Raw genomic sequence first — 20,784 nt, 5'->3', positions numbered from 1 at the left:
ATTCATCTCGCAATATCCGGTTTTCAAGGTTCCCGCCTCCCCTTCCGGGGGGCCTCGCCGCCTCCCTTCCGGGCGAGCGGCGCAAGGAGATACTTTACCTTCCCGTTGCCATCCTGTCAAGAACTTTTTTTAAAAACTTTCGAAGATTTTCGAGATGCCGTTGAAACGGACTCGCAATCTTCGTGCTCCTAAAAGCTCTCTTCTGAAGGAACGACCCACGCTCTCCTCAAGCGCGGGTTTTGTATAATACCGGTAAGCTATTACCAACGCAATGGGAAAATGCAAGTTTTTGAAAACTTTTCGACACCTTTTGGCAAAACGCCTGATGAAGCACTATTAAGCTTCAAGCTTATCGTGGATGGCGCCACATATCCTTCAAACTTGCGCTTATTCGGCGTGGTGACCCTTGCCCGAAGCGCCCTTTCCCTGGCCTGCCCCCTGCCCGTGGCCGTTGCCAGCGGGGCCGTCGTGACCGGATCCCCAGCCTGCGCCGCCTTGCTGGCCGCCCTCCCCCTCTGGCTCGCCACCTTCGAGGGCGGCGATACGGCTGCGCAGCTCATGCATGCTCATGGAGGCACAGTCTTCGAGCGTCAAGCTGCTGTCCAGCTCCAGCAGGCGGAGTGCCGCCTGATAGCGGCCTGCACCCATGCCGGCAGCCGAAGCGGCCGCGCGCGTCTCCGCGTCAACCGTATGACAGGAGCCCTCGCAAGGCAGGCTGCGCAGGCAGGCGTCGCTTTGCGTGCGCAGCGTGTCGGACTGGCCTGCATCGTTGGAAGCCACGCTTATCGCAATGTAGGCATCGCTTTCCAGGTAAGGCGCGAAGGCGGTGCTCGAGGTGAGCGTTGTCACGGCGCTGTCGTAGGGCTTTCCCGTAACCGATACGTCGCGGAGCAGAGCCTCGCCGTCCTCGTTGTAGGCCTTCGCCGAGACAACGATGTCAAAGCGGTTGATGCCAAGCTCGATAGACGGATTCACGTCGATGCCCACGAATGCCGTCTCCTCGAAGTACAGGCGGGAGCCTATGAGGCCCACGGCCGTCAGCGCCAAGCACGCTGCAAGGGCGATGGCGGCACGGCGCCACTTCACAATGCGCGGCGCAGGGGGCTTCGAAGGCAAAGCTTCCCTGGGCTGTACCAGATCGTCGATGGCGGCAAGCGTGCGCGCCCTCACTTCGGGAGGAAGCGACACCTCATCGAAGGCCTCGCGAACGCGTTGCTCCAAATCGTTCATGAGAGGGCCTCCTTCAGAAGCATCTTGCCGCGTGCAATCCACGAGTACACGGTGTTGACGGGCGCGTCGACCATCGTCGCGATTTCCGGAGCGGTGTAGCCTTCATAGAGAGAAAGGTAGAGGGGCGTGCGCGGCGGGTCGGTCAGCCCACGCAGGGCGTCCACGACCTCGCTCGAAAACGATGCGGGCTGCATCGCCTCGTCGCAGGACACGAGCTTGTCGCCGCAGGCACCTTCGTCAAGGGGAACGTTCGCGCGGCTGGATGCCTTGAGCATGTCCTTGCAGGTGTTGGCAGCCACGCGAATGAGCCAGGCCTTGCGATGCTCGTCGTCGTTGAACGAGACGGTGTCGGCAAGGGCGTATTTGACCATGGTGTCCTGGAACGCATCCTGGGCATCGGCCGAAGCACGAAAGTAGAGGACGCACACGCGCCACACCGTGGAGCCGTGAGCGTCCATCGCCTGCTCTATGTCCTCGTGCGGCCTCATGCCCTGCCCGGTGCGACGACGGCGCTAGCAGCCGCGGCCGTGATGGCCGCGGCCCGCGCCGGCCCCCTGGCCGTGACCGTGGCCGGCGCCGTTGCCCGGGCAGGTGCCTGCCTCGTAGTTGTCGCACGTGCCGTTGCCGTCCGCATCGACATAGCCGGCACCCTGGCCACAGCCGTTGCCTTGACCGGCGCACGCGCCGCTGGCGTAGTTGTCGCAGACACCGTCGTTGTCGGCGTCGACATAGCCGCGATGGTGTCCGCCCTGCGCGCACGTGCCGGCTGCGTAGTTGTCGCAAACGCCATCGTTATCGGCATCGACATAGCCCGGACACGCGGGCGCGGCGGTCGATGCCGCCTCGACGGCCTTCTGCGCCGCCGGCGCCGAATCGGCAATCCCCCGCACGACTACAGGCTCCGTCGTCGTGGCGCCGCCCTGGGCGCTGGCGAAGGCGATGGTGGGCACGGCGGCAACTGCCAGCAACGCGACAAGGGCGATGGCGACGGTTCTCTTCTTCATGCTTCGGTCCTCCTGGTTGGTTCGGTTCGCTTCTTCCTTCACCGCTAACACGAGCGGGCGAGGCGAATCCTTGCAACGTTTTCCAAATTCTTTCCCTTGATGCGAAAAAGCCCGCCCCGCCAAGGGCGGAACGGGCCTTCGTCGGCAGATTTCCTAGACCAGGCGCACGAACTTGCGCTTGCCTACCTGGAGCGTGGCACCCGCCAGCATCGCCGGGTCCACGTTGTAGGACTTGGCGGGAACGGGCTCGCCGTTCACCTTCACGCCGCCGCCGTCGATGAGGCGCCGGGCCTCGCCGGCGCTGGCGGCCAGGCCCGCATCGGCGAGGAGCTTGGCCAAGTAGACGGTGCCCTCGTCGTTGGGGGCGAGGTCGGCCGCGAACTCGGGGATGTCGTCGGGCACGGCATGCTGCTTGAACACGAGGTCGAACTGCTCCTCGGCCGCCTGCGCCGCGGCCTCGTCGTAGTAGGCCGCCACGATGTTGCGCGCCAGCGCGCGCTTCACCTTGTTGGGATGGAGCTCATCGGCTGCCAGGCCGCGCTCGATCTCGTCGATCTCGCCCACCGGCAGCGCGGAGGCCAGGCGGTAGTACTTCACCATGAGCTCGTCGGGGATGGACATGACCTTGCCGAACATGTCGGCCGGCTCGTCGGTGAGGCCGATGTAGTTGCCGTAGCTCTTGGACATCTTCTGCACGCCGTCGGTGCCTTCGAGCAGGGGCAGCGTCAGGCACACCTGCGGCTCCATGCCCATCTTCTCCATGAGCTCGCGGCCGGCCAGCAGGTTGAACAGCTGGTCGGTGCCGCCGAGCTCCACGTCGGCCTCGATGACCACCGAGTCGTAGGCCTGCATGAGCGGGTAAAGGAACTCGTGCAGGCTGATGGACTGGTTCGACGTGTAGCGGTTGTGGAAGTCGTCGCGCTCGAGGATGCGGGCCACCGTGAAGTTGCTGGCCAGCTTCAAGAGGCCCTCCATGTTGAGGGACAGCAGCCACTCGGAGTTGTAGCGCAGCGTGGTCTTCTCGGGATCGAGGATCTTGAAGGCTTGGTCCACATAGGTTTGAGCGTTGGCCTTGATCTGCTCTGACGTGAGCTGCGGGCGCGTGGAGTTACGGCCCGACGGGTCGCCGATGAGCGCGGTGCCGTCGCCGATGATGAGCGTGACGCCATGGCCGAGATCCTGGAACTGGCGGAGCTTCCGCAGTGGCACGGCATGCCCGAGGTGGATGTCGGGGGCCGTGGGGTCGACGCCCAGCTTGATATTGAGGGGCTTGCCGCGCTTGAGCTTCTCAAGCAGCGCGCTTTCCGGCACGATCTGCGCCGCGCCGGAGGCGATGGTGTGCAGTTGTTCTTCAGCGGATAGCATCGATCTCTCTCCTTACTATATATAGTGTTGGAGATTCTAGCACATCGGTGGTCGACAAGGGGCGTTTCACATGCCCGGGATTGCGAGGGCGGCGAGGGCGGAGCCGGCTTGCGGGGTGACAGGGGACGGGGATAATCTCACATTCCCCAGCGCAGTACGGCCCTGCGAAACTTCTGGGAATGTGAGATTACCCCCGTCCCCCTGCCACCCCCTGGGGCGTAGGGTGCGATCGTGGCGCTTCCCCCTTACGAGACCCCTCGGTAGAGGTGGCCGCTGGTGGTGCCGGGAGTCTTGGCGAGCGCGTTGCCGTCGCGCTGGGCCACGTCGCGGGCGCGGACGGCGCGGGCCACGGCGGCGGCCGTCTCCTCGACGTTCATGAGCGTGGCATCCACCATGAGCGCCGAGAGGCCGGCTGCAATGAGGTCGGGAACCACCTGTGCCACGTCGAGCACCACGCCGTTGTACACATGGCTGCGCCCCAGCGCATCGGTGACGACGGGAAACTCGTAGTCCTTGCGGTCCTTGAGGTAGTGCGGGCTCTTGCGGCGCGCGCATTCGTCGCACCGCTCGTTGCACGGTCCCTGGCTCATGAGCAGGCAGTGCTCGCACACCATGAGCTCCTGTGCGCCGATGATGGTCAGGCCGAGCGCGATGGGCGCGTTCTCGGCCAGGTCGGCCACCTGGCCGAGCGTGAGCTCGGGCGAGAGCCACACGCGCTCGACCCCCCAGTCGGCCATCGTTTCGAGCGAGAGGCGGTTCACAAGCGGCAGGCGCGGGCCCACCTCCACGACTGCACCCAGCTCGGCGGCGCGCTGCACCGCGCCCAGGCTCTCGGCGAGCACGGGCTTTCCTGGCTTCACGTAGCGCCAGGGGTCGAAGCCGAGCAGGTCCTCGCGAGTGCCGGCCACCGGGTCGTGGTCGACCACGGGCAGCGCCGTGACGCACTGCTTCGGGTAGCCGGCCTGCTCTGCCGTGCCCGTGCGCTGACCGGCGACTACCGCCTCGCCGCGCTTGTAGTTGAGAGCTGGAACGTAGACCGTATCGGCGCCGGCGCGCTTGGCGGCACGCGCGCAGGCAGGGTTCGTCACCCATGCGGCAACGGCGCAGCCCCGGCGCTCGGCCGGGACCCGGTGGGGCCGCTCCTGCACGCGCGGAAGGATGCGGTTGCGATAGGGAGCCAGCAGGCTCGCGCCCAGGTTGTCGAGCGCTTCGGCGCGCACGCGGTGCAGCTGGGAGAAGCCGATGCCCACGTTCTCGTCGAGTTCGATGTCGAGCGCGTCGAGCTGGAACGGCGTCTGCCCGAGCCGGTCGATATGCGCCCGGACGTCCGCCGCGGCAACAGCCTTCGTGCGCGCTGCCTCCACGACGTCGCCCTCCGCCACGCCGGTGGCGTCTGCAGCATCACCCGCCGCGCCGGCAAGCCGGAACTCGATGCGCAGCGGCTCGCCAATGCGCAGCCGCGCCGAACCGACCACGCCCACGCGCGGCGCCGACGGGTCGTCGGCGAAGCCGGTGGCGGAGTTGCGCACGCGGAACACGCGGTCGCCCTTGCCCACCGCCCGCTGCGGAGCCGCGCACACGTTGCCCGCCTTGTCGGCCTCGAGGGGGCCGAGCGTGTGGGCGAAGTGGCCCTTGTTCGTCCAAAACTCCAGCACATCGCCTTCATGCAACTCTTCTTCGGCGGCGATGGCCGCCACCCCGTCGCGCGCGTAGGCCACGCGGCCCACGAAAACGCCGCGGTTGTTGGGGCGCCCGTAGCTCATGATGTCGTTGCCGCGCTGGCCCGTGAGGTACGCGGTGGTGAAGCCGCGCGAGAATGCCTCCTCGAGCGCGCGGCGCTCGTCGCCGGTGGCGCGCACGGGGGCATCCTCCCCTATCGCGCCCATAGCGCACGCGGCCAGCACGCGGTCGAGCACTGCCCGGTAGGCGGACGTCACCGCGAACACGTAGTCGGCGGACTTCATGCGCCCCTCTATCTTGAGCGAGGCGGCACCGGCCGCCACCAGCTCGGGCATGAGGTCGATGGCGCAGAGGTCCTGAGGCGAGAGCAGGTGCTCGCCCGGCGACGGCAGCTCCTTGCGCTGTGCGCGGTTGCGTAGCTCGTAGGGAAGCCGGCACGCCTGGGCACACAAGCCCCGGTTCGCCGAGCGGCCGCCGATCATCGAGGACATGAAGCACTGGCCCGAATAGCACACGCACAGGGCGCCGTGGGCGAACGCCTCCACCTCCAGGCCGAGGTCGGACGCAACATGCGCCAGATGCTCCACTTCCGCAAGGGACAGCTCGCGCGCGAGCGTCACGCGGCGCGCGCCCAGCTTGGCAGCCGCCTCGATGCCGGCAGCGTTGTGGGTGTTCATCTGCGTGGAGATATGCAGGCGCGCCTGGGAAAGCGACCGGGAGAGCTCGGCGGCCACGCCCACGTCCTGCACGATGAAGGCATCGGCGCCGGCGCGATACGCCTGCCTTGCGCATTCGAGCGCACGATCGACCTCCGAGGGCAGGATGGCGGTGTTAAGCGTCACGTACACGCGCACGCCGCGCAGATGCGCGTAGTCGCAGGCCTCGCCGAGGGTCTCGAGCGTGAAGTTGTCGGCGTTGCGCCGCGCGTTGAACGCGTCCAATCCCAGGTAGACGGCGTCCGCCCCACCCGCCACCGCCGCATGCAGCGCCTCTGCGCCCCCCGCCGGGGCGAGCAGCTCCACAGCCGGCAACCCGGCGCCTTGTTGGTTCGACATAGTTGCTTCCTTACTGCATATCTCATGCGACTGCACAGGCACTATGCGTGCGAGCAGCCGCTTCATGCTCTTTTATGCGCGCTACCCGCCTTGTAACGGTTCGGCAACGGCAGTATGGTAGTATAGTCGAACCATGAAAATACGGCGAAAACAGCGCGAAACGCGCACCCATGCCGCGAAATGGCTCCTGCTCGTTGCGGCAGCGGCTTTCTGCTTCGTGGCGTATCAAGGCGTCCAGGGCGTGCTCCACGTCATAGACGATTGGACGAGCGACCTCCCCAGCCTGTCGAGCACCGACGCGTTCAACTACGCGCAGGAATCGACCATGTACGCAGGCGACCAGAGCACGCTCTTGGCCGAGTTCCAGCTTGAGAAGCGCGACCCGCTCGCCTCGTCCGACCAGGTGAGCCCCTACGTGCTCAAGGGCACGGTGGACACGGAGGACGTGCGCTTCTACGAGCATACGGGCGTGGACCTCCCCGGCATCGCGCGCGCCGTGCTCGTCAACCTGGGCGGAGGGGCGCTCGAGGGCGCCTCCACCATCACGCAGCAGCTCGTGCGCAACACCGTGCTGTCCGAGGAGGCTAACGACATCTCGTTCGAGCGCAAGATCCGCGAGGCACAGCTGGCGGTGGACATGGAGAAGATGTACTCCAAAGACGAGATACTCCTCATGTACCTGAACACCATCAACTACGGCGACGGCTGCTACGGCATAGAGGCGGCGGCGCAGAACTACTTCCAGGTGTCGGCGCTCGACCTAACGCTGTCGCAGGCCGCCGCCCTCGTTGGCATCCCCCAGTCGCCCACGTATCTCAACCCGAAGGAGAACCTGGAGGCCTGCCAGGAGCGCCGCAACGTGGTGCTCGACCGTATGCTCACAGCCGGCGACATCACCCAAGAGGAGCACGATGCAGCCCAGGCGGTACCGCTGGAGGAAGATCTGAAGCTGGCCCCGAACGCCCCAGCCCAAGGCATCTACGCCTACCCGTACTTCACAAGCTACGTGCGCGACCTGTTGACGGCCGAGGACAATCCCTACGGCCTCTCCTACGCCGACCTGTTCGAGGGCGGCTACACCATCTACACGTCGCTCGACCCGGCCTTGCAGGAGAAGGCCGAGGCGACCTGCGAGGCCCAGAACGACCGCATGGCCGACGAGCTCGAGTCTTCCTTGGTTGCCATCGAGCCTTCTACGGGCTACGTGAAGGCCCTCGTGGGTGGCAAAGACTACTTCACCGACCAGTTCAACATAGCGACCCAGGGCGGTCGGCCGACGGGCTCGTCGTTCAAAGCGTTCACCCTCGCAACCGCCATCGAGCAGGGCATCAACCCGAACACGCTCATCGATTGCACCAACCCTTTGAAGCTCTCCAACGGCGACGACCTCTGGAACTTCGGCCGCATAAACTACGGCATACGCTCCATACAGCGAGCCACGGCGGTTTCATCAAACACGGGCTATTTTCGTCTGATGGAGAAAGTCACGCCTGCCGCCACCATCGACATGGCCCATCGGCTCGGAGTCACCGCCGACTTCAACCCCTACCCGATCATCACGCTCGGCACCGACAACACGACCCCCCTCGACATGGCAAGCGCCTATGCCACGTTCGCGTCGGGCGGCGTCAGGCACGATCCCGTGGCTATAACCAAGATCATTGGCAAGGACGGCACGGTCGTATACGATGCGGCGACCGACGGCAACGAACCGACCCGGGTGATATCCGAAGAAGTCGCTGGCGCCGTAACGAAAACGCTGCGCACCGTTTTTGAAAGCTCGGAAGGCACGGCCTACGGACAGGGCCCGTCCAACGGCCAGCCCGTGGCAGGCAAGACGGGCACCGGGCAGCAGTTCACCGACCATTGGCTCGTAGGGTACGCGCCGCAGCTGTCGTGCGCCGCCTGGATCGGCGACCGCAACTACGAGTCCACCGACGAGGACCTCAAAGCCAACGACCTGTGGCAGGACTTCATGTCGCGGGCCCTCGAGGGCACGGAGGTCGTGCCCTTCCCCGAGACGAAGGATCCCGAGTACAAGAACGCCTTCAACACCGAGCAGAAGGAGAGGTACGCGAAGGAGACGCAGGAAGAGAAGGACAAGGGGCTTGCCGCCAAGGCGGCAGCTGCCGTTGGGCTTTCGCTGAGTGATGCCGCCTCCCTGCTGAAAGGGTACGACGTCTCCTATACCGAGGAGTATTCGAACAGCGTTGCAGCCGGCACCGTCATCAGCCAGAGCGTGCAGAACGGCAAGATAGTGCTCGTGGTGTCAAAGGGTCCGAAGCCGGTTGACCCAACCCCCACGCCAGATCCCACGCCCACCCCTGACCCGGAGCCGCCTCCCGACCCGGATCCAAACCCCGATCCTCCACCTGACGGCACGTGACGATTCGACGTTTTGCCCTTTCCTGCATAGAGAACACCCCCTTCCGCGAACTACGGAAGGGGGTGTTTTGGTTAGATGAAGCGTGCGTTGTCGTATAGGGCCGATCCGCCGCAGGCCGCCGCTAGTTCTTCTCGGAGGCCTTGTTGTCGCCCGACTGAAGTTTGCCGATACCCTCGTCGTAGAGGCTCTTGATATCGGCTACGCGTTGGTCGTACGTCGAATAATCAAAAGGCTGCGCCTCGGTGGCGCTGTCGATTTCCGTGTAGAGCTCGATGTAGGCGTTCAGGGCGTCCTTCAGCTTGTTCGTGCCGTCGACGTACTCCTGCTGGATGTCCTTGAGATCATCGGGGACGTTCAGCTTGCCCAGCTCGTCGAGCGCCTTGTAGGCGTTGTCGGCCTGTGTCCGCATGCCTACCAGGTCGCCGCGCGACACCGCGTCGGTGAAGCCGTCGAGCCGGCTCTGCAGATCTTCCATCGTCTGGTTGACCTGCGTCATGTACTGTCGGTTCTCGGACTGCTGCTTCGTCGCAGCGCTTTCCTGCGATGCGCAGCCGACAAGCGCGGCAACCGCCACGAAGGCCGCGCACATGACGCCGACGGCTTTGATGAGCATGGAACGTTTCATGTACAACCTACTTCCCTTTCGAGTAAAGCGCCGCTTGGATGCGGCGCGCGAAAACAACCTGCAAACAGTTTACCTGTTATGCGGCGAGCATTTGAAGTGTGCGCGACCAAATCGTTGGCAGAGAGAAACTTGCCGCAGACGGGGTCGTCGGATCGGGCGTGGGCTCGGGATCGGGAGTCGGCTCCGGTTCCGGATCGGGCGTGGGCTCGGGGTCCGGCGTGGGCTCGGGGTCCGGGGTTGGAGCCGGATCGGGCTTGTCGGTCCCACCGCCGGATGGCCCTCCCGGCGTGTTGGATCCGTTAGTGCCGCCCGAGTTCGAGCCGTTGTTGGTCCCGTTCGCGCTGTTGGAATCGGTGTCTTCGTCCTTCTTGTCCGAGTCTTTCGAAGTATCCTCGCCCGAAGAGCCGGCGGTGCCCCCGATCCCGTACTTCGCATCGGTATAGGCCTTATACGGCGGATTGGCGGCATTGGCGAAATCGACCGCAGGCTGTCCTTCGAGCACCACGTTCATGAAGCTGGCAAAGGCGCTTGCCACCGTCACCGACGGCGGGATTGATTCGCAGGAGTTGTCTCCAAAGTAATCGCGACGGTCGCCAAGCCAGAAAGCCACCGACATCTGGGGCGTCACGCCGCAGAACCAACTGTCCTTGTAATCGTCCGAGGTGCCCGTCTTGCCTGCGACAACTTGCCCGTTCGCCAAGGCGGCATCGGTGCCGGTGCCCTCGGAGCTCTGCACGACGCCTTCCATAACCTTGAGGGCCGCATGGGCGACCTCGGGCTCGAGCACCCGCTCTCCCTCGGTGGTGGTGTTATCCACGACCAGCTCGTCATCGCGATTGTAAACTTGCAGGACGGGGGTGGTGTTGTGGTGGACGCCCCCGCTGGCAAGCGTGGCGTAGGCCTCGGCCATCTCAAGGGGCGTCACCGCGTCGACGCCCAACGTGATGGAGCCGGTGCTCGACAGATCGGAGTGGATGCCCATCTCCTTCGCAGTCGAGGCCACGGCGTCGGGCCCGAGCGACAGGCAGAGGCGCGCGAAACCGGTGTTCGAAGACACAGCGAAGGCACGCGCGATGCTGCGGGTTCCGTACTCCGTCTTGTTGATGTTCTCGACGGACCACCCGGGGAACTTCGCCGTGGCCGAGCAGTTGATGAGGGTCTGCGGATCGATACCCGCCTTGATAGCCGCCACCAGGGTGAACGTCTTGAACGAGGAACCCGATTGACGGCCTGCCCCGCCGGTGCCCGTCGCGAGGTTTACCTGGCTCTCAGAGTAATCCCTGCCCCCGACGAGCGCCTTGATGTGGCCCGTCTCGGGGTCGACCGCCGCCATGGCGGACTCGAACACGTTGTCAAGGCCGGCAGTCCCGTTCGCCTGGGCAGCTTTGTCCCTCGCCGCCTGCTCCGCCGCTTCCTGGGCAGTGACGTCAAGCGTCGTGACGATGGTGAACCCGCCCTTGAGTATCTCCGCCTCCGACATTCCCAGCTCTTCCTTGAGCTCTTGGCGCATGTAGCTGGTGAAGTACGGGTAGGCAAGGATGCCGTCGTTCGTGGGGATGGTCTCGTTAACCTCGAGGGGAGCCTGCTGCGCCGCGTCGTGCTCCTCCTGGGTGATGTAGCCGTTCGACAGCATCCGGTCGAGCACGAGATTGCGTCGCTCTATGCAGTTCTTGCCGCCGTCGACAAGCGGGTTGTTGTAAGACGGCGACTGGGGAATGCCCACGAGGGCGGCAGCCTCGGCCAGCGTCAAGTCGGTCGCGTCCTTCGAGAAGTAGCGCTGCGAGGCGGCCTGGATGCCGTACGTGGCGTTGCCGTAGTTGATGGTGTTGAGGTACATGCGCAGGATCTCGTCTTTCGAGTACACTTCCTCAAGCTTGACGGAAAGGTACATCTCGCGCACCTTGCGCTTGATGGAGATCTCATCCATCTCGTCGGAGAGGATGGTGTTGCGCACGAACTGCTGCGTGATGGTCGAGGCACCCTCGCGACCCGATCCGGTGATGTTCACCACGAGTGCACGGGCGATGCCGGCCAGGTCGAAGCCGCCGTGCTCGTAGAAGCGCTCGTCCTCGGTTGCCACCGTTCCGTCGAGAACATACTGGCTGATCTGGTTCAGCTCAACCGGCTCGCGGTTGTCCAGCTGGAATTTGGCAAGCTGGACGGTCTTGGTGCTGTCCCACGCCTCGCTCGGGAGCGAGGTATTGAGATTGTCCGTATTCGAGACGTCGTACTCCGTCAGATCGCCGATCCAGGACATGCCGAGGGCGTAGACGCCCACGCCGCCGGCGACGATTACAGCCGCCAGCACGCTGACGACGACGAGCAGCCCGATCTTGGGATGCTTCTTCTTGGCACTGGGCCGGTTCTTCATTGAACGTGAAGCCACGTGAACACCTCCAAAAAACTTTCGCCATTGTATCATCGGGGGACAGGCCCTCTTGAATCAACACAAGTTTGTTGGAAAATGGTCACAAGGCAAAAGGGCCGATGGGAGGCCTAAAAATGCCGTCGGATTATCCGGCGGCATGAACGCGAGGTTGAGGGGCGTGACAGGGGGACGGGGATAATGTCACGCCCACGGGGCTCTCACGACCTTCAAGCAGATACAGGGGCGTGACATTATCCCCGTCCCCCTGTCACGCCCTAGCTGGCTAGAGCGCGGCCTCATCGGCGGCGAGAACCTGCTTCGCGAGCGCCAGCTGCTCGGCCACGACGGCATGGCCCGTGCCGCCCTCGGTGGTGCGGGCGGCCACGATGGCGTCGAGGTCGAGCGCGGAGGTGATGTCGGCCTCGAAGAGGTCGCTCTCGGCCTGGAAGTCCGCGAGCGCAAGGTCGTCCAAATCGCAGCCGCGCTGCTCGCACAAAAGCACAAGGTGCCCCACCACCTCGTGGGCGCGACGGAACGGCATGCCCTTCTTCGCCAGATAGTCGGCCACGTCGGTGGCGGCCAGGTAGCCCTTCTTCGCTTGGGCGCGCATGCTCTCGGGCTTCACGGCCATCGTCTCGATCATGCCGGCGGCGCACACGAGGCAGTCCTCGAGCGTCTTGGCGGCGTCGATGGCTCCCTCCTTGTCCTCCTGCAGGTCCTTGTTGTACGCGAGCGGCAGCGCCTTCATGGTGACGAGCAGCGCCACGAGGTCGCCCACCACACGCCCGGTCTTTCCGCGGATGAGCTCGGCGAAGTCGGGGTTCTTCTTCTGCGGCATGATGGACGAGCCCGTGGAGAACGCGTCGGAGAGCTCGATGAAGTCGAACTCGGCCGTGGACCACAGCACGATCTCCTCGCACAGGCGCGACAGGTGCATGCACGACACGCTGCACGCGTAGGACAGGTCGAGCAGGAAGTCGCGGTCGGACACGGCGTCGAGCGAGTTGGGGATCACGCGCGAGAAGCCGAGCGACTCCGCCGTCATCTGGCGGTCGAGCGGGTACGTGGTGCCGGCGAGGGCCGCCGCGCCCAGCGGGCTGGCATCGGCGGCGCGGCGGGCGGCAGCCAGGCGCTCGAAGTCGCGTGCGAGCATCCACACGTAGGCGAGCATATGGTGCGCGAACAGCACGGGCTGGGCGTGCTGCAGGTGCGTGTAGCCCGGCATGATGACGTCCGGATGCGCCTCGGCCTGCTTGACGAGCGCCTGGCGCAGCGCGATGTTGGCCGCCATGAGGTCCTCGCAGCGCTGCTTCGCGAACAGGCGCGTGTCGGTGGCCACCTGGTCGTTGCGGCTGCGGCCCGTGTGCAGGCGCGCGCCGGCGTCGCCGATATCGGCGATGAGCGCGCGCTCCACCGACATGTGTATGTCCTCGTCGTTGATGTCGAACGCGAACTCCCCCGCCTCGATGCGCTCCTGCACGCGCCCGAGCCCGCCCGCGATGGCGTCGGCGTCGGCCTGCGCGATGACGCCCGCCTTCGCCAGCATGGCCGCGTGCGCCTTCGAGCCGGCGATGTCCTGCGCGTAGAGCGCTTTGTCAACCGGCAGCGAGGCGCCGAAGCGCTGCGTGAACTCGCTCACGTTCTCCGTGAACCTGCCAGACCAGAGTGCCATGGGTTTCCTTTCGCTTACGCCAAGACGGCTTCGGCTTCGGCCACCACTTGCTGGCCGAGCGGGGTGACGTCCTCGTACTTGCCCTTCTTGAGGGGACCCTGCTGCTTCTCGGCGTCGAAGAGCTCGGCCGGGGCGCCCTCCTGCCGGCGGTTCGAGGCCCACGTCTTGCCGGAGAGCGTCTGCAGCTTGATGAAGCCCTTGGCGGCCGTGTGGTCGAACGCGTCGTCCTTGTCATAGGTGGCCAGCGCGTAGTCGTAGAGCGAGTAGGCGCTCTTCCGGCCGACCACGGTGCAGGAGCCCTTGTAGAACTTGAGCCTCACCGTGCCGGACAGGCAGCGCTGCGTGGACGCCATGAACGCGTCGATGGCCTCCTTGAGCGGCGAGAACCACTGGCCGTTGTACACGGCGGTGGCCCAGGCCTGCTCCATGCCCAGCTTGTAGTGCAGCACTTCCCGCTCGAGCACGAGGTCCTCGAGCGCCTTGTGCGCCTGGATGAGCGCGAGACCCGCCGGCACCTCGTAGCACTCGCGGCTCTTCACGCCCACGAGCCGGTTCTCGATCATGTCGATGCGGCCGTAGCCGTGCTTGCCGGCGATCTCGTTCAGCGCGTAGATGATGCCGAGGAAGCTCTTCTGGTCGCCGTTGATCATGTAGGGCAGGCCGCGCGCGAACGTGAGCTCAACGTATTCGGGCTGGTCGGGAGCCTGCATCGGATCGCTCGTCATGGTGTAGATGTCCGCCGGCGGCTCGGTCCACGGGTCCTCCAGCACGCCGCACTCGATGGCCCGGCCCCACAGGTTGTCGTCGATGGAGTACGGCGACTTCTTGGTGGTGGGCACCTCGATGCCGTGGGCCTGCGCCCACTCCATCTCCTCGGGCCGGGTCTTGAGCTCCCACTCGCGCACCGGGGCGAGGATCTCGATGTCGGGGTCCAGCATCGTGATGCTCGACTCGAAGCGCACCTGGTCGTTGCCCTTGCCCGTGCAGCCGTGCGCGATGTACTTCGCGCCGAACTTGTGGGCGGCATCCACGAGGTGCTTGGAGATGAGCGGCCGCGACAGCGCCGAGACCAGCGGGTACTTGTTCTCGTACATGGCGTTGGCAGCGAGCGCCTTGGCCAGGTACTCCTTGGCGAACGTCTCCCGCATGTCCACCACCAGGCAGTCGAGCGCGCCGGATTTGAGCGCCTTCTGCTTGATCTTCTCGAGGCCCTCGTGCTCCTGTCCCACGTCGCCCACGACGGCGATGACGTCGACGCCCTTGTTCTCCTGGAGCCACTTGATGCAGCACGACGTGTCGAGGCCACCCGAGTATGCCAGTACCGCTTTTTTCTTCTGATCTGCCATGATGAATCCCTTTCCTGCGTTTGCTTTTTCTTTTTGTTTTAGCTGGTTCGTGCCCGGGTCTCCGATGCGGGTACGGGTTGGCCTTGGCTCCGCCCTGCCGTTCTCGGCGTGCGGATACACGGGGTCCCGTGTGCATCGCGGCTTTTCGCGGTGGCGTGAGCGCCGGGCGGCTCTCACGACTTCATGCTGCTGGGCAGCCTTGGGGGAAAGGAGGGAGAAAAGCGTCCCTCGCGCTAAAGTAGACGACTAACGTCGTCGCAGTCGGTCGATGGCACGCTCAACTTCAAGAGCGGCCTCGGGGCTCTCGGCAGCGATCATGATCGTGTTGTCACCGGCAACGGTGCCGAGCGCGCCGCGCAAGCTCGCTTTATCGAGCGCAGCGGAGACGCCGGCGGCTCCGCCGGAGAACGTCTTGACCACGATGAGATTGCCTGCCACGTGTACCTCTTCAACCAGTTCGGAAACCATGCGCTGGAGGCGCATTTCCTCCGGCAGCACGTAATAGCCTTCGCGGGACTTCACCAGGCCCATGTCCATGATGTCCCGAGAGATGGTGGCCTGGGTGCAATCGTAGCCTGCGGCTTGCAGCTGATCGGCGAGATCGCGCTGCGTCTTGACATTATGCTCGCGAATGATATCGCGGATGATGTCATGCCGTTGCTGACGTTTCCTCATGCCCTCGACTCTCTGTCCTTGCGGAGCACTATCACATACAGTTTCACAGCCATTCGCACGGTTATGCAGAAAATCGCAAGACCGGCAAAATTTATGCAGTAAATAGTACCTCATGACACTGCGTTTGCGAAGTAGGAATTTCCAAAAGTACGAAAAATTCGGTGAAGCGGGCGCCTCGAACGCCCAAGGCGGCGGGCGTTCGAGGCGATAGCGGGCAGCCCTACGCGCCCAGCAGGCGGGACAAGCGCTCGACGAGCTGGTCCACGTGCTGCTCCTCGCAGACGAGCGGGGGCAGGAAGCGCAGCGTATGCGGGCCGGTGGCGTTGACAACGAGGCCCTCGCCCAGTGCGCGCAGGACGACGTCGTTCGCATCGACGCACTCGGCCAGGTCGGCAGCCACCATGAGCCCCAGCCCGCGCACCTCCACGACGTGGGTCAATTCGGCCAGGCGCGCGCGCAGGTAGGCGCCTACGCGCTCGACGCGCTCGCCGAAGCCCTCGTCCGCGAGCGTGCGCAACGTGGCCTGCGCGGCGACGACTGCCAGGTTGCTGCCGCCGAACGTGGAGCCGTGGTCGCCGGGAGCGAACGAGGCGGCCACGTCGGCACGGGCCGCGCACATGCCCGTGGGCATGCCCGAGGCCACGCCCTTGGCGATGGTCACGACGTCGGGCACGATGCCGAAGCGCTGGAACGCGAACGGCGTGCCGCAGCGGAAGACGCCCGTCTGCACCTCGTCGCACATGAGCAGCGCGCCGCGCTCCTCGGTAAGGCGGCGTGCAGCCTGCAGGAACTCGGACGTGCACGGATGCACGCCGCCCTCGCCCTGCACGCATTCCACCATGACGGCGCAGATCTCGTCGCCTCGCTCGGCGAACAGGGCCTCGAGCGCGGCCACGTCGTTCGGCGGCGTGTGGGCGAAGCCGTCGGGCAGCGGCTGGAAGGCCTTCTGCTTGGCGGGCTGGGCCGTGGCGGCCAGCGTGGCCATGGTGCGCCCGTGGAAGCTGCGGTCGAGCGTGACGATGACGCGGGGTGCGGCGGACGCAGCGGCGCGGGCCTCGTCCTCTCCCGCCCCGTCGGCGAGCGCGTGCGCCTCCGCGCGCTTGCGGGCATGCAGGCGCGCCAGCTTGATGGCACACTCGTTGGCCTCGGCGCCCGAGTTCGCGAAGAAGCTCTGCCAGGGCTCCGCGCCGGCGGGAGCGCCGTGGTTGAGCAGGTCGGAGAGGCGGCGCGCCACTTCCCCGCGGCCTTCGATATAGTAGTAGTTGCTCACATGGATGAGCTTTTCCGCCTGCTGCTGCAGCGCGCGGACGACGGCCGGATGGCAGTGCCCCAGGCTGATGACGCCGATGCCGGCGATGAAGTCCAGGTACTCACGGCCCTTGTCGTCCTCGAGCACCATGCCGCTGCCGCGCACGAACTCGACGGGCTTGCGCCCGAACGTGTGCATAACGTAGCTCTCTTCCAGTTCCTGCTGTTCCTCGAGGCTCATAACGGTCCTTCCGTTCGGTTGCTGCAGAATTCCCCTGCGCAAAGCAGGGAAAGGCCGACCCCTTCGACGGTCGGCGTTAGCGGCGGTCAGCCGACGAAGCGCTCGGCAGCGGCCGCCTGCGCAGCCGCCTGCTCGCGGTTCTCCAGCAGCTTGGAGGCGAAGTTGCCCAGAGGGTGGGAGTCGAACTTGCACGCCTCCTCCGTAGAGTGCATGGTAGTGCCCACGCCGGTGCTGGTCAGAAGCTCGAGCAGCAGTGAGTGCGGCGTGGTGCCGTTCAGGATGTGCGCACGGAACACGCCGGCGTCGAGCGCGGTGACGCATGACTTCAGCTTGGGTATCATGCCGGTGGACACCACGTTGTTCTCGATCATGTACTGGGCCTCGAAGAGCGTGAGGTTCGAGATGAGCGTGGACTTGTCCTCGAAGTTCTCGTAGAGGCCGTCCACATCGGTGAGGAACACCACCTTGTGCGCGCCTATGGCGGCCGCGATGTGGCCCGCCACCATGTCGGCGTTCACGTTGTAGAAGCCGCCGTCCTCGCCGAGCGCAACCGACGCGACCACGGGGATGTAGTCGGCGTTCACGAGGTCGTCGAGCAGCGGGCGGTTGATGCGCGTGATGCGGCCCACACGTCCCAGGTCGGGGCTGGCCTGCTCGGCCACGATGACGCCCGCGTCGGCGCCGGACACGCCCACGGCGAAGTTGCCGTGCTCGTTCAGGGCCTCCACGAGCTCCTGGTTTACCTTGCCCATGAGCACAGTGCGCACGAGGTCCATGGCCTCGGGCGTGGTGACGCGCTGGCCGTCCTTGAACTCCACGGGCAGGTTCACGAATTCCATGGCCTCGGTGATGGCCTTGCCGCCGCCGTGCACGATGACGGGGTTCACGCCAACGATCTTCAGCAGCACGATGTCGTTCATGACGTCGGCGCGCAGCTGCGCATCGACCATGGCGGAACCGCCGTACTTGATGACGACGGTCTTGCCGGTGATGTTCTTGATCCAGGGAAGGGCCTCGACGAGCACTTCCGCGGCCTTGTGCGATACGCCTTTCGGGCGCGTGTCCTTTGCGTACTTCATGAGCGGTAATCTCCGTTGATCGTGACGTAATCGTGGCTGAAATCGCAGGTCCAAACCGTGGCGGCGGCATCGCCGGCGCCGAGGTCGACGTCGATTGCGATTTCGGGGTTCTCGAAGCGCCGGAGCGCCTCGTCCTCGTCGAAGGGGACGGTGAGCCCGCCGCGGCACACGGGCAGGCCCATGATGTCGATGGCGGCGTCCTCCTGGCGGAAGGCGGCGCCCGACTTGCCGATGGCCATGGCCACGCGGCCCCAGTTGGCGTCATGGCCGTACACGGCCGTCTTGACGAGCGGGGAGTTCGCGACGGCGCGTGCGGCAGCGTCGGCGTCGGACGGCGTGGCGGCGCCCGTCACGTTCACGGTGACGAGGCGCGTGGCGCCCTCGCCGTCGGCGGCCATCTGGCGCGCGAGGTTCTGGCACACGGCGTCGAGCGCCTGCTCGAAGCGGGCGAGCGCCGGGGAACCCGGGTGGAAGGGAACAGTGCTCGACGTGGCGCCGCCATTGGAGAACAGGAAGCACGAGTCGTTCGTGGACGTGTCGGAATCGACCGTGACCTTGTTGAAGCTCACGCCCACCGCGCGGGAGAGGGCGGCGTGCAGCGCGTCGGGGCGCACCGGCGCATCGGTGGTGAGCACGGCTATCATGGTGGCCATGTTCGGCATGATCATGCCCGAGCCCTTCGCCATGCCGCCCACCGTGAACGTGCAGCCGTCGTAGCCGATGCCGTCGCCCGAGAACGTGACCGCCGCCTCCTTCGGGCGTGTGTCGGTGGTCATGATGGCGCGCGCCGCGTTGGCGCCGCCGCTGACCACCGAGAGCTCGAGGGCGGCGAGGGGGATGCCCGCGGCGAACGGCTCGAGCGGCAGATGCTCGCCGATCACGCCGGTGGAGGCCACCAGCACCTCGGCGGGCGCGCAGCCGAGGACGTCGCTAGCGATATCAGCGGTTTCGCGGGCGGCCGCGAGCCCGCGCTCCCCCGTGGCGGCGTTCGCGTTGCCGGAGTTCACGACCACGGCCTGCGCGATGCCGTAGCCGCAGTCCTCCAAATGCTCGCGAGACACCGTGACGGGCGCCGCGCAGAACACGTTCTGGGTGAACACGGCCGCGCATGCGCACGGCTTGTCGGCGGCCACGAGCGCGAGGTCGAGGCGGCTGGGATCTTTGCGGAAGCCCGCATGGACGCCGGCCGCGCGGAAGCCGCGCGCCGAGGTGACGCCGCCGCCCTCGACAGCCGCGAGGGTGTCGGGAAGCTGCGCGGCGGTTTCCGCGCGCAGCGGCGTTACGCTGCTGGTGGATGACGGCGGGGCGGATGCGGCATGCGTGTCGGTCATGGCGGCTTCTTTCTGGTTGCGTTGCTCGGGCTGTTCGCTAGCGGATTCCTTCGATCAGACGGGCACGGCGACGGCGTCGAAGCCTCGTCGCTCGGGCAGGCCGCAGACGATGTTCGCGCACTGCACGGCCTGGGCGGCCGCGCCTTTCCCCAGGTTATCGATGGCGCATAGGGAGATGAGCATGCGCGCGGGCGCGTTCACGGCAAGGCCGATATGGGCGTTGTTCGTGCCGGCGACCGAGGACGTCTTCGGCAGGGAACCGGCGTCAAGCACGTGCACGAAGGGACTCTCGCGGTAGAAGGCGCGGTACTGGTCGATGTAGAAGGCAGCGTCGACGGGCGCGTCGGGCGCGAGCGGGATGTTCGCCGTGGAGAGCAGACCGCGGTTCAGCGGGGCGAGGTGCGGCGTGAACACGAGGCGCCCCTGCCCTGCGATGCCGAGGATCTGCTCGATCTCGGGCGTGTGGCGGTGCGTGCCCACGCCGTAGGCCTCCAGGTTCTCGTCTGCGAAGCAGAAGTGCGTGCGCGCCGTGGCCTTCTTGCCCGCGCCCGTGACGCCTGAGATGGCATCGACGACGACGGTGCCGCCTGGAGCCGCGAGGCCGGCGCGGATTGCGGGCGCCGCCGCGAGGGAGGTTGCCGTGGGATAGCAGCCGGCGCAGGCGACGAGCACAGGCTCGCCGTTGGCGTGAGCGCGGGCTGCGCGCGCCAAGTCATCGGGGAAAAGCTCGGGCAGGCCGAATGCCGCGCGGGCCAGAAGCTCGGTTGCCGTATGCGGGGTGTTGTACCATTGCTCGTAGACGGCGGGGTCCTTGAGGCGGAAGTCGGCCGAGAGGTCGATGACCGTCGCGCCGCCCGCCACGAGGCGCGGCGCCATGGCGAGTGCCGCCGTGTGCGGCACGGCCAGGAACACGAGCTCGCACGCGTCGAGCGCCGGGTCGTCGTGCGTGGCGAAGGCGAGATCGGTGGCGCCGGCGAAGCCGGGGTACTCGTCGGCCACGCGCGTGCCGGCCAGCTCGTTGGACGTGGCGACCACGAGTTCGAGGTCGGGATGTCGCAACACGAGGCGCACCAGCTCGATGCCCGCAAAACCCGCCGCACCCACGATACCCGTCTTGATGGCCATGTCGATCCCTCGCTTGCTTGTTGCGCCGGACGTGTTGTCCAGCCTGCCGGGCGCGAGACTACTTTCGTGCACCTGCACAAAAACACGCCACGACATCATTACGGATCATCGTAAGAAAGAACCGCACGTTTGGCAAGGCGGGAAATGAAATAGTTACATGAAGACCGGGAGCGTGGTTGTACGGCTACGACCGAGGACCGGGCTTAGGGATTTTCAAAGAAGGCAGATGGAAGTGAACCGCATTTCGAGCATCCGGACGCAACCTACGCTTCACTGTGACCCTTCTCCTCTTTTATACAAACAGCAGAGAAGCCGCCTGACGCTGACGCGATACATTGTGAAGAGCAAAGGGGC

At 65.7% G+C, this 20,784-nt stretch carries 15 protein-coding genes; 1 reads left to right on the top strand and 14 read right to left on the bottom strand.

The features are described from left to right. Window positions 1–387 precede the first annotated feature (387 nt). From LB310_RS07505 to LB310_RS07485, 5 genes are all read right to left on the bottom strand, one after another. Complete coding sequence (locus tag LB310_RS07505) at window positions 388–1,230, bottom strand: hypothetical protein (RefSeq protein ID WP_301154831.1); 843 nt, start codon at window positions 1,228–1,230, stop codon at window positions 388–390. Continuing rightward, a complete protein-coding gene (locus LB310_RS07500; protein ID WP_015538618.1) occupies window positions 1,227–1,718 on the bottom strand; it encodes an RNA polymerase sigma factor in 492 nt (163 codons plus the stop codon). Before LB310_RS07500 ends, LB310_RS07505 begins: the two co-directional genes overlap by 4 nt. Before the next feature lie 24 nt (window positions 1,719–1,742). Then, a complete protein-coding gene (locus LB310_RS07495; protein ID WP_096227121.1) occupies window positions 1,743–2,234 on the bottom strand; it encodes a hypothetical protein in 492 nt (163 codons plus the stop codon). 153 nt (window positions 2,235–2,387) lie between these two features. Beyond that, a complete protein-coding gene (gene tyrS / locus LB310_RS07490; protein ID WP_096227122.1) occupies window positions 2,388–3,599 on the bottom strand; it encodes a tyrosine--tRNA ligase in 1,212 nt (403 codons plus the stop codon). A gap of 245 nt (window positions 3,600–3,844) precedes the next feature. Further along, window positions 3,845–6,334: a U32 family peptidase gene (locus LB310_RS07485; RefSeq protein WP_301154830.1), complete on the bottom strand. Its 2,490-nt coding sequence runs from the start codon at window positions 6,332–6,334 to the stop codon at window positions 3,845–3,847. A 241-nt stretch (window positions 6,335–6,575) separates the two neighbouring features. Between LB310_RS07485 and LB310_RS07480 the strand changes: the two genes are divergently transcribed. After that, a complete protein-coding gene (locus LB310_RS07480; RefSeq protein WP_367316803.1) occupies window positions 6,576–8,720 on the top strand; it encodes a transglycosylase domain-containing protein in 2,145 nt (714 codons plus the stop codon). 121 nt (window positions 8,721–8,841) lie between these two features. On the opposite strand, the gene LB310_RS07475 is transcribed toward LB310_RS07480, so the two are convergent. The 9 genes from LB310_RS07475 to argC all read right to left on the bottom strand — a co-directional run bounded on the left by LB310_RS07475 (window position 8,842) and on the right by argC (window position 20,430). Beyond that, on the bottom strand, window positions 8,842–9,345 hold the full coding sequence (locus LB310_RS07475; RefSeq protein ID WP_301154828.1) for a hypothetical protein: 504 nt from the start codon (window positions 9,343–9,345) through the stop codon (window positions 8,842–8,844). Between the two features lie 76 nt (window positions 9,346–9,421). Next, on the bottom strand, window positions 9,422–11,731 hold the full coding sequence (locus LB310_RS07470; protein ID WP_301154827.1) for a transglycosylase domain-containing protein: 2,310 nt from the start codon (window positions 11,729–11,731) through the stop codon (window positions 9,422–9,424). A 265-nt stretch (window positions 11,732–11,996) separates the two neighbouring features. Beyond that, window positions 11,997–13,385, bottom strand: a complete 1,389-nt coding sequence (gene argH / locus LB310_RS07465; RefSeq protein WP_301154826.1) for an argininosuccinate lyase — start codon at window positions 13,383–13,385, stop codon at window positions 11,997–11,999. A 14-nt stretch (window positions 13,386–13,399) separates the two neighbouring features. Further along, window positions 13,400–14,731 carry an argininosuccinate synthase gene (locus LB310_RS07460; protein WP_301154825.1) on the bottom strand — a complete coding sequence of 444 codons (1,332 nt, stop codon included), beginning with the start codon at window positions 14,729–14,731 and terminating at the stop codon, window positions 13,400–13,402. Between the two features lie 246 nt (window positions 14,732–14,977). Then, entirely contained in the window at window positions 14,978–15,406 is a 429-nt protein-coding gene (locus LB310_RS07455) for an arginine repressor (RefSeq protein WP_015538624.1), read from the bottom strand. A 220-nt stretch (window positions 15,407–15,626) separates the two neighbouring features. Further along, entirely contained in the window at window positions 15,627–16,895 is a 1,269-nt protein-coding gene (locus tag LB310_RS07450; RefSeq protein ID WP_301154824.1) for an acetylornithine/succinylornithine family transaminase, read from the bottom strand. An 86-nt stretch (window positions 16,896–16,981) separates the two neighbouring features. Next, window positions 16,982–17,974 (bottom strand): acetylglutamate kinase, encoded by a 993-nt coding sequence (gene argB / locus LB310_RS07445; protein ID WP_301154823.1) that lies wholly within the window; start codon window positions 17,972–17,974, stop codon window positions 16,982–16,984. Further along, a complete protein-coding gene (argJ, locus tag LB310_RS07440; RefSeq protein ID WP_301154822.1) occupies window positions 17,971–19,305 on the bottom strand; it encodes a bifunctional glutamate N-acetyltransferase/amino-acid acetyltransferase ArgJ in 1,335 nt (444 codons plus the stop codon). The genes argB and argJ overlap by 4 nt, the downstream gene beginning before the upstream one ends. Window positions 19,306–19,359: 54 nt before the next feature. After that, the gene (gene argC / locus LB310_RS07435) at window positions 19,360–20,430 is read right to left on the bottom strand and encodes an N-acetyl-gamma-glutamyl-phosphate reductase (RefSeq protein WP_301154821.1); all 1,071 of its coding nucleotides are present in this window, start codon (window positions 20,428–20,430) and stop codon (window positions 19,360–19,362) included. Between the last annotated feature and the right edge of the window lie 354 nt (window positions 20,431–20,784).

The sequence above is a fragment of the Gordonibacter sp. RACS_AR49 genome (assembly GCF_030418435.1).
Lineage (GTDB): Bacteria > Actinomycetota > Coriobacteriia > Coriobacteriales > Eggerthellaceae > Gordonibacter > Gordonibacter urolithinfaciens.
This window is presented reverse-complemented; position numbering and strand designations above follow the sequence as displayed.

Coding starts and splice junctions, on each gene's coding strand:
- argB (WP_301154823.1), bottom strand. CDS start 17,974: ATGAAGTACGCAAAGGACACGCGCCCGAAAGGCGTATCGCACAAGGCC.
- argC (WP_301154821.1), bottom strand. CDS start 20,430: ATGGCCATCAAGACGGGTATCGTGGGTGCGGCGGGTTTTGCGGGCATC.
- LB310_RS07455 (WP_015538624.1), bottom strand. CDS start 15,406: ATGAGGAAACGTCAGCAACGGCATGACATCATCCGCGATATCATTCGC.
- LB310_RS07460 (WP_301154825.1), bottom strand. CDS start 14,731: ATGGCAGATCAGAAGAAAAAAGCGGTACTGGCATACTCGGGTGGCCTC.
- LB310_RS07495 (WP_096227121.1), bottom strand. CDS start 2,234: ATGAAGAAGAGAACCGTCGCCATCGCCCTTGTCGCGTTGCTGGCAGTT.
- LB310_RS07450 (WP_301154824.1), bottom strand. CDS start 16,895: ATGAGCCTCGAGGAACAGCAGGAACTGGAAGAGAGCTACGTTATGCAC.
- argJ (WP_301154822.1), bottom strand. CDS start 19,305: ATGACCGACACGCATGCCGCATCCGCCCCGCCGTCATCCACCAGCAGC.
- LB310_RS07505 (WP_301154831.1), bottom strand. CDS start 1,230: ATGAACGATTTGGAGCAACGCGTTCGCGAGGCCTTCGATGAGGTGTCG.
- tyrS (WP_096227122.1), bottom strand. CDS start 3,599: ATGCTATCCGCTGAAGAACAACTGCACACCATCGCCTCCGGCGCGGCG.
- LB310_RS07500 (WP_015538618.1), bottom strand. CDS start 1,718: ATGAGGCCGCACGAGGACATAGAGCAGGCGATGGACGCTCACGGCTCC.
- argH (WP_301154826.1), bottom strand. CDS start 13,385: ATGGCACTCTGGTCTGGCAGGTTCACGGAGAACGTGAGCGAGTTCACG.
- LB310_RS07475 (WP_301154828.1), bottom strand. CDS start 9,345: ATGAAACGTTCCATGCTCATCAAAGCCGTCGGCGTCATGTGCGCGGCC.
- LB310_RS07485 (WP_301154830.1), bottom strand. CDS start 6,334: ATGTCGAACCAACAAGGCGCCGGGTTGCCGGCTGTGGAGCTGCTCGCC.